14 protein-coding genes are annotated in these 14,169 nt (G+C 44.3%); 6 read left to right on the plus strand and 8 right to left on the minus strand.

What is annotated here, in order from left to right; genetic code table 11:
* Nucleotides 1–5: 5 nt before the first annotated feature.
* From BIZ39_RS08330 to BIZ39_RS08340, 3 genes are all read left to right on the plus strand, one after another.
* Nucleotides 6–1,241, plus strand: a complete 1,236-nt coding sequence (locus BIZ39_RS08330) for an acyl-CoA dehydrogenase family protein (protein ID WP_187446793.1) — start codon at nucleotides 6–8, stop codon at nucleotides 1,239–1,241.
* A gap of 49 nt (nucleotides 1,242–1,290) precedes the next feature.
* Nucleotides 1,291–2,349, plus strand: a complete 1,059-nt coding sequence (locus BIZ39_RS08335) for a phosphotransferase family protein (protein ID WP_053103816.1) — start codon at nucleotides 1,291–1,293, stop codon at nucleotides 2,347–2,349.
* A gap of 74 nt (nucleotides 2,350–2,423) precedes the next feature.
* Nucleotides 2,424–3,398 (plus strand): NADPH:quinone oxidoreductase family protein, encoded by a 975-nt coding sequence (locus BIZ39_RS08340; RefSeq protein ID WP_187446794.1) that lies wholly within the window; start codon nucleotides 2,424–2,426, stop codon nucleotides 3,396–3,398.
* Between the two features lie 79 nt (nucleotides 3,399–3,477).
* Here BIZ39_RS08340 and BIZ39_RS08345 read toward each other — a convergent pair whose 3' ends face one another.
* The 3 genes from BIZ39_RS08345 to BIZ39_RS08355 form a co-directional block, all read right to left on the minus strand.
* On the minus strand, nucleotides 3,478–4,893 hold the full coding sequence (locus tag BIZ39_RS08345) for an alpha-amylase family protein (RefSeq protein ID WP_080986408.1): 1,416 nt from the start codon (nucleotides 4,891–4,893) through the stop codon (nucleotides 3,478–3,480).
* Nucleotides 4,894–5,068: 175 nt separating this feature from the next.
* Nucleotides 5,069–5,710 carry a YchJ family protein gene (locus tag BIZ39_RS08350; protein ID WP_049587263.1) on the minus strand — a complete coding sequence of 214 codons (642 nt, stop codon included), beginning with the start codon at nucleotides 5,708–5,710 and terminating at the stop codon, nucleotides 5,069–5,071.
* A gap of 253 nt (nucleotides 5,711–5,963) precedes the next feature.
* A complete protein-coding gene (locus tag BIZ39_RS08355) occupies nucleotides 5,964–6,374 on the minus strand; it encodes a hypothetical protein (RefSeq protein WP_049587264.1) in 411 nt (136 codons plus the stop codon).
* Nucleotides 6,375–6,703: 329 nt separating this feature from the next.
* Between BIZ39_RS08355 and BIZ39_RS08360 the strand changes: the two genes are divergently transcribed.
* Nucleotides 6,704–7,102, plus strand: a complete 399-nt coding sequence (locus BIZ39_RS08360; protein ID WP_187446810.1) for a YqaA family protein — start codon at nucleotides 6,704–6,706, stop codon at nucleotides 7,100–7,102.
* A gap of 22 nt (nucleotides 7,103–7,124) precedes the next feature.
* On the opposite strand, the gene BIZ39_RS08365 is transcribed toward BIZ39_RS08360, so the two are convergent.
* The 5 genes from BIZ39_RS08365 to BIZ39_RS08385 all read right to left on the minus strand — a co-directional run bounded on the left by BIZ39_RS08365 (nucleotide 7,125) and on the right by BIZ39_RS08385 (nucleotide 12,281).
* Entirely contained in the window at nucleotides 7,125–7,784 is a 660-nt protein-coding gene (locus BIZ39_RS08365) for a sulfite oxidase heme-binding subunit YedZ (RefSeq protein ID WP_187446795.1), read from the minus strand.
* 95 nt (nucleotides 7,785–7,879) lie between these two features.
* Entirely contained in the window at nucleotides 7,880–8,887 is a 1,008-nt protein-coding gene (gene msrP, locus BIZ39_RS08370; RefSeq protein WP_187446796.1) for a protein-methionine-sulfoxide reductase catalytic subunit MsrP, read from the minus strand.
* A gap of 152 nt (nucleotides 8,888–9,039) precedes the next feature.
* Complete coding sequence (locus BIZ39_RS08375; RefSeq protein ID WP_187446797.1) at nucleotides 9,040–10,383, minus strand: anti-phage deoxyguanosine triphosphatase; 1,344 nt, start codon at nucleotides 10,381–10,383, stop codon at nucleotides 9,040–9,042.
* A gap of 76 nt (nucleotides 10,384–10,459) precedes the next feature.
* The gene (gene yfbR / locus BIZ39_RS08380; protein WP_012519109.1) at nucleotides 10,460–11,059 is read right to left on the minus strand and encodes a 5'-deoxynucleotidase; all 600 of its coding nucleotides are present in this window, start codon (nucleotides 11,057–11,059) and stop codon (nucleotides 10,460–10,462) included.
* A gap of 1 nt (nucleotide 11,060) precedes the next feature.
* Nucleotides 11,061–12,281 carry a pyridoxal phosphate-dependent aminotransferase gene (locus BIZ39_RS08385; RefSeq protein WP_014976750.1) on the minus strand — a complete coding sequence of 407 codons (1,221 nt, stop codon included), beginning with the start codon at nucleotides 12,279–12,281 and terminating at the stop codon, nucleotides 11,061–11,063.
* A gap of 272 nt (nucleotides 12,282–12,553) precedes the next feature.
* Between BIZ39_RS08385 and BIZ39_RS08390 the strand changes: the two genes are divergently transcribed.
* Nucleotides 12,554–13,348, plus strand: coding sequence for a DUF2189 domain-containing protein (locus BIZ39_RS08390; protein WP_014949751.1), 795 nt, complete (start codon nucleotides 12,554–12,556; stop codon nucleotides 13,346–13,348).
* Between the two features lie 417 nt (nucleotides 13,349–13,765).
* Complete coding sequence (locus BIZ39_RS08395; RefSeq protein WP_187446798.1) at nucleotides 13,766–14,110, plus strand: DUF3718 domain-containing protein; 345 nt, start codon at nucleotides 13,766–13,768, stop codon at nucleotides 14,108–14,110.
* Nucleotides 14,111–14,169 lie beyond the last annotated feature (59 nt).

Below are 14,169 nucleotides of genomic sequence, written 5' to 3' on the forward strand. Positions count from 1 at the left end.
CAGTTATGAACTTTGAATATAATGAAAAGACCCAAGCACTTTTAGAAAAACTAAAAGCGTTTATGAAAGAAGAAGTGTATCCAATTGAAAAGGAATACATTCACGCCGTAGAAAATGGCTCTGCCAACAATGGCGAAGGTCGTTGGAAAACGCCTGAAATGATGCATACATTGAAAAAGCGTGCAAAAGAAGCGGGTCTTTGGAATCTATTTTTACCTGAAGAATATAAGCCATATGGCGCGGGCTTGACTAACGCAGAGTATGCACCACTTTGTGAAGAAATGGGCAGAGTTTTGTTTAGCTCTGAAATCTTCAACTGTAGTGCGCCAGATACCGGCAATATGGAAGTGCTGGCGAAATACGGTAACGAGAGTCAGAAAAAGCAGTGGTTAGAGCCTCTCTTAAACGGGGAAATACGCTCAGCCTTTGCTATGACAGAGCCTGCAGTGGCATCAAGTGACGCGACTAACATCGAAACTTCCATTAAGCGCGATGGTGATGAATACGTTATCAACGGCCGTAAGTGGTACACCAGCGGTGCTATGAATGAAAACTGTAAGATTATGGTTGTAATGGGCAAAACTGATTTCGATGCGCCTCGTCACCAGCAGCAGTCTCAAATCTTAGTTCCTATGGACACCATGGGTGTAACTATTGTTCGCCCAATGGCAGCAATGGGCTATTACGACGAGCCTATTGGTCATGCTGAAGTCTTGTTTGAAAACGTACGTGTACCGGCAGAAAACTTACTGCTTGGTGAAGGGCGTGGTTTTGAAATCGCACAAGGGCGCTTAGGCCCGGGCCGTATTCACCATTGTATGCGCCTTATTGGCTGTGCACAGCGCGCGCTCGATATGGCCTGTGAACGAGTTGAAAGCCGAGTGGCGTTTGGCAAACCGTTGTCAAAACAGCAATCGGTTAGAGAAAGCATTGCGCAGATGCACTGTGATATTGAACAGGCGCGTCTACTTACGTTGAAAGCGGCTGATAAGATGGATCGCTATGGCAACAAAGTATCGCGCGACCTTATCGCTGCTATCAAGATAGTTGCACCTACTATGGCCTGTAACGTTATCGACCAAGCCATTCAGATGCACGGCGCTGCAGGTACAAGCCAAGATTTCGTATTGTCTGCCATGTACGCTTATGCGCGTACTATCAAGCTGGCAGATGGCCCTGATCAGGTTCACATGATGCAGTTAGGTCGTAATCTTATTGCTGAAAAAGCAGTCGCTGAATAAGTCAGTGTTGTAAATAAACAATACAAAAAATTACGGGTAAGGAGTGAATGTGTCTAAAGACAATGCGAAAGCCCCACATGTCATAGATTTAGCAGTGCTGAATTCGTATTTATCTTCTGCGTGCCCGAGTATTGGGCACGTCAAAAGCGCTGAGAAATTTGCGGGTGGGCAATCGAACCCGACGTTTAAGCTTACTACGGACAACGGCGTCTACGTGTTACGCCGTCAACCTCCGGGTAAGTTACTGAAATCGGCCCATGCAGTTGACCGAGAATTTCGCGTTATCAATGCGTTGCAGGGCTCAGAAGTGCCTGTGCCCAAAGCGTACCATTTATGTGAAGATGCCAGCATAATCGGTAGCATGTTTTACATTATGGCCTATGTTGAAGGTGACATTTTTTGGAATAGTGCACTGCCTGAAATAGCGTCTTCTGCTATTCGCGGTGCCATGTATGATGAAATGAACCGGGTGCTTGCAGCGCTTCACAGTGTAGATATTGAAAGCGCAGGCTTACGCGATTATGGAAAGCCTGGCAGCTACTTTGAACGTCAGCTAAGCAGGTGGACAAAGCAGTATAGAGCGTCAGAACTTGAGCATGTTGAAGAAATTGAAAGTCTTATTCAGTATCTTGAGGCCAACCTGCCAAAAGATGATGGTCAAGTCTCGTTGGTCCATGGCGATTTTCGTTTAGACAATATGATGTTTGATATGTCTGACCCTAAAAACCCAAGAGTAGTCGCGGTGCTTGATTGGGAATTATCAACGTTGGGGCATCCGTATGCCGATTTGGCTTACCAATGTATGCAGTTGCGCCTTCCCTCTGACATTGCGCACGCAGCTGGGTTAGGTGGTTTAGACAGAGAGCAGTTAGGCATTCCAAGTGAACAAGAATATATCAATGCGTATTGCGAGCGAAGAGGTATTGATGCCATTAGCAATTGGACGTTTTACCTCGCATTTAGTTTTTTCCGTTTAGCCGCTATTTTACAAGGCGTGGTAAAACGCGCACACGATGGCAATGCGTCAAGCGAGAAGGCTATGCAATTAGGCGCAATGGTGCGACCTCTGGCGCAAATCGCGAACCAAACCATTCACCAAAGCGAATAAACGCCATATAACCTATTTAATGACAGGTCATGCTATCAATAGCGTGCTCGTCGAACAAAGCAACTGGAGACAGTATGAAAGCAATTGTATGCGAATCTTTTGGACCACTTGAAGAACTTCAATTTAAAGACGTTGCAGACCCAGAAGTAAAAAAAGGGCATGTAGTCGTAAATGTTGAAGCCGCAGGGGTGAACTTTCCAGACGGACTATTGGTGCAAGGTCTGTATCAAATGCAGCCAGACTTCCCGTTTATTCCTGGCAATGAAGTGGCAGGCACCATATCTGAAGTAGGTGAGGGCGTAAGCCATTTAAAAGAAGGGCAACGAGTTATTGCGTTGTCTAACTTAGGTGGTTACGCAGAAAAAGCGCTGATCCCTGCCACTCATGTTATGCCGTTACCTGATCCCATCCATGTTAATGAGGGGGCTGCTCTTGTAACTGCGCATGCGACAGCACATCACGCGTTAAAGCAGCGCGCAAAACTGCAGCCAGGCGAAACACTGGTTGTAACCGGCGCAGCGGGTGGTACTGGCTTAGCAGCAGTGCAAATAGGCAAGATTATGGGCGCTAAAGTTATTGCAGTTTGCTCAACAGAAGAAAAGCTGGCGCTTGCTAAAGAGTATGGCGCAGACGTTTTAATTAACTACAAAGAAAAAGATCTCAAAGAAACGCTGAAAGAAGTCACAGGCGGCAAAGGTGTCGATGTAGTTTATGAATGCGTTGGCGGTGACACATTCCACGCTTGCAGCCGCAGTATGGCATGGGAAGGTCGTATACTTGTGGTTGGCTTTGCTGGCGGTGAGATCCCGAAATTCCCGGTTAATTTAGCGCTGGTAAAAGGCTATTCGGTTATGGGCGTATTTTGGGGCTCGTTTACTCAGCACGATCCAAAAGGCTTTGCGGAAAATATGCAAGAGCTTTTAACTTGGTATGTGCAAGGTAAGGTGAAGGTGGTCGTAGATGAAGCATTACCCTTAGAACAAGCAACGAAAGCCATGGCCAAGGTAATGAACCGGGAAGTGAAAGGTAAGATGGTGCTTGTGCCCTGATCCTACAAGCCTGACACGTGGGTAACTTAACAATAAAGCCTGAACAATCGATGTTCAGGCTTTTCTTGTTAACAGTGGGTTATTCCATAAGCCACATTCGGGCGCTTCTTCCTGGTACATAGAACTTGTGCCACTGAGTTGTAATATATTGCACATCATTACTTAACGTATCGCGGTAATTTCTATACCACCACAAATTGTCCGTAGATGTATCTACCCATATATCTTGGCCGTCTGCGCATTTATTAATACCCACAACGCCTTGATGGTCACGCTTGAAGAAAATAACGCAGTCATTATGACTTACCACTTGCAGGCCACTGCCCTGAACTCCGTTATGGAATTTAACCATACCCTTGATGTCATCACGCTTGTACAAATCTACCCAACGATTATCACCACTTTCATTGTTATCTGAGTACAGTAATGGAACACCACCGTCACGGCCTAGTACATAGGCATTTGCCAAATGTTCGTCGGTAGGGTCAAGTAACTGGTAGCGGAAGCCGTCGTTTAGCGGGATGTCGTGGGTAATACTAAATGTGATGGCCTTGTCGCCTGATAAAGCCTGACCGTACGCACCTGGGTCAACTAAGGCATTCATCGAACCACCGAAGCTAAATGCACTACGTATTTGCGCGAAAAGCGGGAAGTCGTAGGCCGAGTGACCTGTTGCTGATAAATAAGGTGCAAGGAAGTTATCATACTCACTAGAGCCTGCACCGCCCGTGGTAATTATTTCTCCGAAAACATGCACGCCGTTTTTTATATTGCTGTCGAACACCGCGTTGATATGATAGTTGGTCATGTGCTTTGCAGCATCAACGCGGAAACCGGTTACACCCATGCCTTTTAACGCCTGAAGATACGCTTTTTGCTGGGCTACTACCCAATTATTGGGGTCTAGGTCGGGCAAGCCAGGATCTGGCGCGGCGCCGCATAATCTATTGTACTGAACATCGCCCACGTCGCTGTAGTTACTAATGCACTTAGGACCACCTTGATCATACGTACCGTGGAAGTCACCACCGCCAAAAAGGCCGCTACTTACATCACCAAATAATGTGATGCCATTGTAGTATCCCTGATTTGATGAGTATTGCTGTAGTACTTCACTTCCGGGGTAGTTTAAGTCTGAACGTTTCCATGCTTCGTTCGCCATATGATTAAAGACAATATCCGCATAGGTCTCTACACCTTTGGCATTTAATGCATTAACCATCGCTTGAAAGTCAGCAGTGTCACCAAGTGGGTTATCAATAACTCGATAGTCCTGTGGTTGATATCGCGCCCACCACTGATCACCTGTCGATTTATAAGCAGGCGAAACAAGTACTTTGGTGTAACCAAGATCCGCAATTTCCTGGGCTTTTGCGGCGACGTCATCGTAGATCCAGTTAAATGCGTGTAGTATAACGTCGGCATAGCTTTGATAACTTAATGTACTCAGTGCTGCGCCTATTAGAACGCCTGCCGCATGTTTCTTCATCTTCATAGTGTGTCCTATTTTATGTGGGAGCGAGATAAAAGATGAAAGTAAAGCTTATATTTTGTTTACAAATAATAAACATCATGCATACGTATTCAATTCACCTTTAATTTTAAATTAAAGGAAAGATGAACAATCAAGATACGCAGGGAAGGGAGTACAGTTAGTTATTGCAATTGGGTTAGCGGCTCTTAGTTGCGCAGCACTGTTTGAATTTTTTGTTGCTACCGCAAACACAAGGTAGGTTTCTCCCGTATTTAATTTTGCCGCAGTCGTCGTGTAATACGCCGTCGTGATAACGCCACTTACCGTCTTCAACACTAAAATTCGACGTTTCGTGAAGCTGATACATACTTTTATTTTCAAAATAGTAAGCAGTGAATTCAACAATGGCATTATTGGGTTTGGTGATGGGTTTGGTGATGGGTTTGGAGATGGACTTTAAATTAGTCTTAGAGATTGGCTCGGCGTTGGTTACTGCTTCGACTTTAGCGTCGGCATGTACAGTACTGTCTATCGAACTATCTTCAGTACTACTGACCAAGTTACCTACCAAGCTATCTACGGAGCTAGCCGCTAGAGTGGGGTGTACTTTAAGTGCGAACCATGTCGCACCTTGTGCGCTTTGCGCCAAATCCTCTACAGAGAGACCCTGCTGCTTTTCTTTGGTGTAGGTTTCAAGAATATATTGATAATGCGCTGTGGCGTAGGCTGAAAACCGGGAGCGCATAAGTTGCTCTGCAGAACTAGGGTGTTTATCACCCTTAATAAAAGGCTCGCAGCATTCGTCGAAGGATTTTGATGAGCAACAGTAACAGCGCATAAGACAACTCGCAGTTTAAGAGTAAAACAAAGCGCTACAGTATAAGTATAAGTTGCGTGAGCCCCAACTTTTTTAAACGTAAATGTTGCCGATATTCAAAGATTCCTTGGCGGTCCATGCCAAAGGGTACATGTCAGAGATTCCACGCCAAAGAGTTGTATGAAAATAAATATTTAGGTTTTGTTTACGCACCGCTACTCAGGCAAACGTAAGATGGGGCAAACGCAAGATGTAAGCATAAACAGGCTTTGTATTACCAAGGACCTAATGCTACGTTTTGTTCGTCATTAATGCTGTTAACACGTACATTCACCAGGCTGACAGAGTAAAGCTCACACAGCTTTCTGATCATTTCACTATCGGTTGGTTGAAGGTCTAAATCAATATTTTCCACATACAGTGTTTTACACTGGCCACCTGTAATCAGCTTACTGATCCATTCGGGCATTTTTTCTTTTTCAGGTTTTTGAATACGGATAGCGTGATCTACAGATTTAGAAAACGACACCGTGTTTGAAAGCAGATAATTCCAACCTTTGTCGTTAGTTCCTTTTCCATTACCTTGTTTTTCGCCTGGAAACCCTTCTATCGGCAAAGGTAGTTGAACAACATTTGAAACCGAAGCGCGCAAAGCATTAAATCGTGAAACTGAAGATGTGTTCATAGTAAAACCCTTTATGCATTTGCCCTGAAGTTCATAGTTTGAACTTCGGGAATATTGTTATCAATTGACACTGGTTACTTATACAGTGTGTATGTGTATACAGTATTCTCAAAGGAGGGCTTTGGCAAGTATTTAGTTGTACTTTTTTCACACAAATCGGTGTTTTCTCAGTAACTACATAAAAGGTAATGGTTTTTTTTGTGCTATCGAATTCTGAAGGAAGTATTCATACTCCGATTAAGGTAAGATGCGCGCGAATCTTACATAGAAAACTACTGTATAAAGCTGGAGGAGCGTTGAGCGCATTAATACATTTAGGCTACTTGGGGATGTTCTTATCGGCATTTTTGGCTGCCACTATATTGCCTTTTAGTTCTGAAATTGTGCTTAGTGCTTTATACAGTAGTGGGTTGAGCTGGTTGTTGTTGCTTGTTGTTGCTTCGTTAGGAAATGTACTCGGCTCGGTGGTTAATTATGCATTGGGCTTCAAGTTCGGAAAAGAAATTGCGACCGATAAGTTAAAAGTGAGCGAAGCGGCGTTTAACCGTGCAAGTTACACCTTTACAAAGTGGGGGAAGTGGAGCTTGTTTTTATGCTGGGTACCTATTATTGGCGACCCTATTACTTTAGTAGCAGGTGTACTTAGAAGCCCGATTTGGTTTTTTATTCTCGCGGTAACGCTTAGTAAAACAGCGCGTTATGCTGCGCTGCTTTACGTACTTGTTTAAAAGGTTTTCGACTTTAGTTTTCTCACGCCACTGCGTTTTTGTCTCTCGACTTCTTTTGACTTTTCTTCTGATACGTCACATACCACAGCTTCATTCTTGGGCTCATTAATATCAGTCCAATCATCCAATACCAAACGGGCTCTTGCCAAAACGTCTTCTGCGACCAGCTGAAATGAAGTAGTGCAAGGGGCAGGATCAGGTAAATGCTGTTGTGAAGCTTCTGCCACTTTTTTCCCATGTTGCGCTGGATACGCTTGAACGACGTAGCGGTGAGAGCAAAAAGAAGAAGTAACGCTGCCATGCCAACAATGATGTATGGCCTGCTTACTATCTCGCTAGCCACTAGTGCCATATCAAGCTGGATTTCAAACACAATGTATGTGAGCAGGTGTGCAAAGGCGTACACAAAGGTGTATACGCCAATCATACGCCTGAATTGCATCGGTTCTGGGCTTGGTAGCCATTTAGCAAGTGGGCTAAGAGTAAGCGTTAGTAAAAGAAAGTGAATTGCCCAGGTTCCAGTCTCATTGATGAGCGTGTTTACAGGGTCTGGACCAAGCTGATCGGTTACCCCTGCAAAAAACAACCAGGCGATATAGCCCAATGCGAAAAGGTGAATAAGACCTTTTAGGCTGCGGCGCTGCCATACAGAGAGTCGAAATGGTTTTTTTCTTAACGGCATTAAATGAACAACTTAATAATAATGTTTAAAAACTCTAGTTAAGTGATATTGATATGAATGACTAGCTATTTGGTTGTGGCCTCATAAAGTTACAACTAGTAATAACGGGATAAGTCCATATCTTTGTATAGCGGCGCGACTTCGCTGTAACCGTTGAACATTTGGGTGTCGATGCGATTTCTGGCGAGTAGCCCACCTGTGGTTATTCTACGCTCGCTGGCCTGGCTCCACCTTGGGTGCGACACGTTTGGATTCACGTTGGCGTAAAAGCCATACTCGTTGGCGGCCAGTCGATTCCATGTGGTAGGCGGCTTCTTATCGGTAAGGCGAATTCTCACAATAGACTTAATGCTCTTAAAACCATACTTCCACGGTACAACAAGCCTGATAGGCGCGCCGTTTTGAGGTGGCAAGGTCTTCCCGTAAAGGCCAACCGACATGAGCGTTAACGGGTGCATGGCTTCGTCAAGACGCAAACCCTCTACGTAAGGGTAATCAATACCACCACCGGTAAAGCGGCTTCGTTGACCGGGCATTTGCTCAGGGTCATATAAAGTTTCAAATGCTACAAATTTGGCTGACATTAATGGCTCGGCTTGTTTTAACAACGCCCCCAACTCAAACCCAATCCAAGGCACCACCATCGACCATGCTTCCACACAGCGCAAGCGGTAAATGCGTTCTTCAAGGGGAAAACGCTTTGTTAAGGCATCGTGATCAAGCTCAATGGGGTTTTTAACCATCCCGTCAACTTTTAATGTCCATGGATTAGTTTGAAATTCAGTCGCATTTTTGGCTGGTGCATCTTTAGATGTGCCAAACTCATAGAAGTTGTTGTAGCTGGTCACTTTATCTTCAGGCGTTCGGGTTTCCGTTATTTGAAACTTAGGGGGCTGACTAAACTCCAGCGCCTTTCCCTTAAACACTGCCTTCTCTTCTTCATCTTCCCAAAACCAACCGGCAGCGCCTGCCGACTTCGCCAACAGCGTAGACGCTCCCACAAAGCCCATAGATTTGAGCAATGAACGGCGATTCATATAAACGCCTTCATTGGTTACGTCGTTATCAGTTAATTTTACTGAGGGTTTAAATGGTTTTGGCATTACGTCACCTAAATTATGATAAGACTATGAGAAATGGTCGTCACTTCGCCCAGTACATTTAGCTACGTTAATGTAACGAGTAAGTTCAACATAATAAAAAAGACCGAGAGTACGGTCTTTTCATTTCAATTAATTTGGAAAAACAAAACAATCTACATATGCAGACTATCTTGAATACCGCCTTGTTTAGGTGAAAAGATATTACTGTATAGGCGAGATGCGAATTCATCGGTCATACCCGATATATAGTCAGCGAGAACGCGCATACCATTGCCGCTCTCACAGGCCTTACGCCAGCGAACTTGGGTGTTTTCGGGAAGTAAGCGGTCAGGATCTGATGCAAAGGCTTCAAAAAGCTCCATAACCACCAGCTGTCCTTTGTATTCAAGAAGCTGCACATCGGGGCGGCGTATTACTTTGTTGAACACAAAGCGTTTGAAAAGCTCCAAGGCTTGTGCAAAATGTTCAGGCATTACGGCGTTGAACGCCAGTAACGGGTGAGCGAAACCCTCAACGCCTTTTATTTCAATAGCTGTAATAAAGCTATTTACCAGCGCGCCTATGGCATTTTTCCTTTCGTGATGTGCAGCGCTAAATAGCTTATTGGTTAGCACTTCTATATTGTCTGACAGCCACGGTACATCTAGCGCTTTTAGCGGGGTGGTTACATCCTCGACAAAATGATGCTTGTCGACCATATCCATTACAATGGCATCTTCTAAGTCGTGAATGCCATAGGCGATATCGTCAGACAGTTCCATAATTGAGCAGTCGAACGATTTAAATTGCGTTTTACTGTGTGCATTCAGTTTTGCAGTAAACTGCATAAACCCATCTTTATCTTCATTGCTAAATGGCGCAAGTAGCCAGTCGAATAGGGGCTCATCGCAGCGAAACAGACCTTTTGGCGGATGCCAGTCGTGGGCCTTTACCTGACGAAGTGAAACAGGGCGCTCTGGCGTAGGTCCTTTACTATGAAGGGCATCGATAAAGTTTGGATATTTAACCAAGCCTAACACGCTTCTTCTGCATAAATTCATGCCGTGTTCGGCGGTATAGGGCTCTAGCTGAGTGATGATCCTAAAAGTTTGTCCGTTTCCTTCAAACCCGCCGTATTGGTGCATCATGTAATTAAGCGCAATTTCACCACCATGGCCGAATGGGGGATGACCAATATCGTGAGCCAAGCAGAGGGTTTCGATTAACGTAGGATCAAGCGCTAACGTCGTGGCGATATCTGGAAATTTCACCCAAAGTTGGGCAGTAATACCGGTGCCAATTTGGGCGGCTTCTAGAGAGTGGGTTAATCGAGTGCGATAGAAGTCGCTCAGCCCCACACCGAGCACTTGCGTTTTTGCCTGTAATCTACGAAAGGCGGCGCTATGAAGAACGCGTGCTTTATCACGTTGATACGGATTGCGGTGATCGCCGTCTCTTGTTTCACTGCGGGGTAAACGACGCTCGTGTAATGCTAATTCCCAATCGCTTGTTGCCAAAAAAACCTCGCTGCCTTGCTGTGTATGCTACTTCTATTCGTCAGTATAGTGATTTATGGGCTGTTAGCCGCCTCGCTCACATATCGTCTTGCGTAATTTCATCAAGACTTAAAGAAAAGCTTGGTACGTAACGCGTTAAGAAGTAGTCTACTTCTTCAGAATGATACTCTTTAAGGGTTTTATCTAATCGTTTTTTAGCCAGCTTAAACTCTTGGTTACCAGCAGCTAATTCTTCAAGCGTTTTTAGATAAGCGCAAAGTACGTCTGCTGCTTTCACAATAAAAGCTTCTTCTTCACTATGGTAGTGATGATCAATAAGCGCCGCATAGTCTTCTCGAAATGCCTCTGGTGCCATTTCAATTAGCTTGTTCTCTGCAATTTTTTCGATCTTTTTATATTCTTCTTTAATCGCAGGGTTAAAGTATTTCACTGGGGTAGGGAGGTCTCCGGTGAGTACCTCCGACACGTCGTGAAATATTGCCATGGTAGCAATACGATCAGGGTTTAGTGTGCCGCCAAAAAACTTATTTTTTATTAAAGCAAGCGCATGGGCAACCATGGCCACCTGCAAACTGTGCTCCTGCACATTTTCTGTGCGCACGTTATGCATAAGCGGCCAGCGATTGATAAGCTTTAAGCGCGCCAGATGCGCGAAAAAGTGACTTTTATCAGACACATTACGCCCCTTGCTTATACGTTCTAAAGAAGTTGCCAATACGATGCAGAGCAGGCACCAATACATCGCTGTGCGGTAAAAATACTAATCGGAAATACGTGCCTTCAGTAAGGTTAAACGCGCGACCATGTACCAGCAGAATTTTTTCAGAGCTTAATAAGTCCAGCACCATTTGTTCGTCGTTTTGAATGTTGAATTTCTTCTCATCCACTTTAGCGAAACAATACATGGCACCTTTAGGTTTAACGCACGAAATACCGTCAATGCCGTTTAGCATATCTGTAGTCACGTCGCGCTGAATGCGAAGACGCCCGTTTTCTTTCACCAAGTCGTCAATGCTTTGATAGCCGCCTAACGCAGTTTGAATAGCACTTTGACACGGTACGTTAGCGCACATTCGCATGGAAGACAGAATATTAAGCCCTTCAATATAGTCCGACGCCAGGCGCTTATTGCCGCTGACAACTAACCAACCTGATCGAAAGCCCGCCACGCGGTAGTTTTTGCTTAAACCGCCAAAGGTAACAAAAAAAACATCGTCAGCCAGTGAAGCAATACTGGTGTGTTTTGCTTCATCGTAAAGAATTTTGTCGTAAATCTCGTCGCTAAATACAACAAGTCCGTGTTCGCGGGCGACTTCAACCACATCTTGTAAAAGGGCTTTGTCGTAAACTGCGCCGGTTGGGTTGTTAGGGTTGATCAGTACGATCGCGCGAGTTTTACTGGTGATTTTACTTTTTATGTCGTCAATATCTGGGAACCAGCCTGCTTGCTCGTCGCAGCGATAATGAACGGGTGAACCTGACGAGAGGCTAACTGCTGCTGTCCAAAGCGGGTAGTCAGGGCTTGGAATAAGCACTTCATCGCCATGATTAAGTAGCGCCTGCATTGCCATCATAATTAACTCAGATACGCCGTTACCAATATAAACGTCGTCTACACGGATGTCTTTAATGTTGCGCTGCTGGTAGTACTGCATCACGGCCACACGGGCAGCATAAATTCCTGTCGAGTCTGAATATCCTTGAGACGTAGGCAGGTTATGAATAACGTCTTTTACGATATCGTCAGGGGCTTCAAATCCAAATGGGGCAGGGTTACCGATATTCAGCTTTAATATGCGGTGTCCTTCGTCTTCCATTTTGCGTGCTTGCGCAGCGATTGGGCCTCTAATGTCGTAACAAACGTTATCTAATTTATGTGAGCGAGATACAGTTTTCATGGTCTATCTGGTTGATTTACATACCCTGAGATTATCGCAATACAAAGCCATATGCGATGGCCTTTTTGCAGTATTTCTGCTTTAAGCACTACTTTTTTCACCAAGTGGCTATTTATTGACCACATAACGAGATGAATGATCCGCTTGTCACTTAAGTATAAAATTTATGTTAATAGCTTGTGAACTTTTCATTCAGCGCCTATCGTAGTAGTAAGGCGTGTATAAAAAACGCGTTAGTAACAAACAGGCTAACAAGCAGAGGTGATAAGAATATGTCGCACCATTTCAAAGAAACACCAGAGAATGCAATCACGCAAAGTGGTATAGCACGCGTTATTCCCTGTAAAGAATTAGACGTTGGCGACCCTATAAAATGGTTGTCATTGGCATTACGAGACGCTATGCGCGCACCAGGTCTCACATTGTTTTATGGCGTTCTCTTCGCGGTTATTCCTTGGTTTATTATGTACTTGGTTGAAATGACAGGTTGGCACTTGGTCATTCTACCGGCCATTGTTTGCTTTATGTTGGTAGGTCCATTTTTGGCTGCTGGTCTTTATGATGTGAGCTGGGAAATGGAGAAAGGCCATAAGCCCACGTTACGCCATTCTTTGCGTGCAATGCGCAGAAATGCGTTTAACGAGTGGGGCTTTGCCATTTTACTTATGGTGATGATGATATTCTGGTTGCGTGTTGCATCGCTAATCCATGCACTTTATCCGCCTTATATCGAAAACGATTTAGAAAGCTTATTACCATTTTTGGCGCTAGGCACAATTGTTGGTGCGGGTTTTACATTGGCCATGCTTTTCATTACGGCGTTTACCCAACCAATTTTGATGGAACGCAAAGTTGACCTTGCCACCGCTGTATTAACCAGTGTTAACGCAGTGTGGCTTAATAAGGTGCCCATGCTTATTTGGGGGGCGATCATCTTTACCACCGTTGCGATTGGTTACGTAACCGGGTTTATTGGTTTTATCGTGTTAATGCCTATTATCGGCTACGCTTCATGGCATGCTTATATTGATGCCATTGAAACTAAGCGCGAACGCAAATATGAGTAATCGCCCACGCTTTCTGTAATTTAATTACGGAAATGGTGAGGTTTTCTGTACATTAGATGCGCTTTATCATTATATATTTTGTTAAAATTACATTTTTAAGGCCCCAAAAGGGGCCTTTTTATACTTAAGTCTTATATTTCTTTCTTCCTACAAGTTCCATCGCTAGATATATTAGTAATATGTAATCTAAATTAATCTCGATAAAACAGTGATTTAGCCTAGTAACAATGGTGTAACAAACTGATTTACCACACATTTACCCCCATTACACAATCATTCAACAGAAAAGTTTTAATTCTTGATGCATAAATAAAGGGCGTTGAGCGAATTGTTGATTGTTCAGCTTTGTTCAACCAAAAACTAAGAGTTTGCCACAAACTTGATTAAAGCCTTTATCTACACATTGAGGAATTAAACATGAAACCAGTTAAATCGAAATTAGCCAACGCAGTAAAAGTACTAGCTGTAACTGCAACCGTAGCATTTAGCGTAAACGTAACTGCCGCAGCACCGCAAAAAGACATTCGCTTTGTAGGCGAAACCCAATTTGCAGGGTTTTGTAAAGCTGTGATAAATGATGATGTTAGAGTACTTCGCTCTAGTCTTTCACGTAACGTAGGTCGCATTGGTGCTAGTCAGCGTGAAGTGTTGCGTATGGTAACGTCTGAAGAAGGGTTGACCTGCAATGGCAGTAGCCTAATTGAGTTTTCAGTTGAGCGTCACGCTGATGCCGTACATGAATACTTAACGTCGCGTAGCTAAGGCGTTGATTGCGGTTACGATAAATCCAGAAAAAGCGGGCTAGCTTGCACTCATCGTCA

It is taken from the genome of Alteromonas sp. BZK5 (assembly GCF_014349115.1).
GTDB classification, from domain to species: Bacteria; Pseudomonadota; Gammaproteobacteria; order Enterobacterales; family Alteromonadaceae; genus Alteromonas; species Alteromonas macleodii.

Excerpts from the sequence above, each read along its gene's own strand:
- BIZ39_RS08330 (WP_187446793.1), top strand. The coding sequence starts at position 6 with ATGAACTTTGAATATAATGAAAAGACCCAAGCACTTTTAGAAAAACTA.
- BIZ39_RS08340 (WP_187446794.1), top strand. The coding sequence starts at position 2,424 with ATGAAAGCAATTGTATGCGAATCTTTTGGACCACTTGAAGAACTTCAA.
- BIZ39_RS08345 (WP_080986408.1), bottom strand. The coding sequence starts at position 4,893 with ATGAAGATGAAGAAACATGCGGCAGGCGTTCTAATAGGCGCAGCACTG.
- BIZ39_RS08350 (WP_049587263.1), bottom strand. The coding sequence starts at position 5,710 with ATGCGCTGTTACTGTTGCTCATCAAAATCCTTCGACGAATGCTGCGAG.
- BIZ39_RS08355 (WP_049587264.1), bottom strand. The coding sequence starts at position 6,374 with ATGAACACATCTTCAGTTTCACGATTTAATGCTTTGCGCGCTTCGGTT.
- BIZ39_RS08360 (WP_187446810.1), top strand. The coding sequence starts at position 6,704 with ATGTTCTTATCGGCATTTTTGGCTGCCACTATATTGCCTTTTAGTTCT.
- BIZ39_RS08365 (WP_187446795.1), bottom strand. The coding sequence starts at position 7,784 with ATGCCGTTAAGAAAAAAACCATTTCGACTCTCTGTATGGCAGCGCCGC.
- msrP (WP_187446796.1), bottom strand. The coding sequence starts at position 8,887 with ATGCCAAAACCATTTAAACCCTCAGTAAAATTAACTGATAACGACGTA.
- BIZ39_RS08385 (WP_014976750.1), bottom strand. The coding sequence starts at position 12,281 with ATGAAAACTGTATCTCGCTCACATAAATTAGATAACGTTTGTTACGAC.
- BIZ39_RS08390 (WP_014949751.1), top strand. The coding sequence starts at position 12,554 with ATGTCGCACCATTTCAAAGAAACACCAGAGAATGCAATCACGCAAAGT.
- BIZ39_RS08395 (WP_187446798.1), top strand. The coding sequence starts at position 13,766 with ATGAAACCAGTTAAATCGAAATTAGCCAACGCAGTAAAAGTACTAGCT.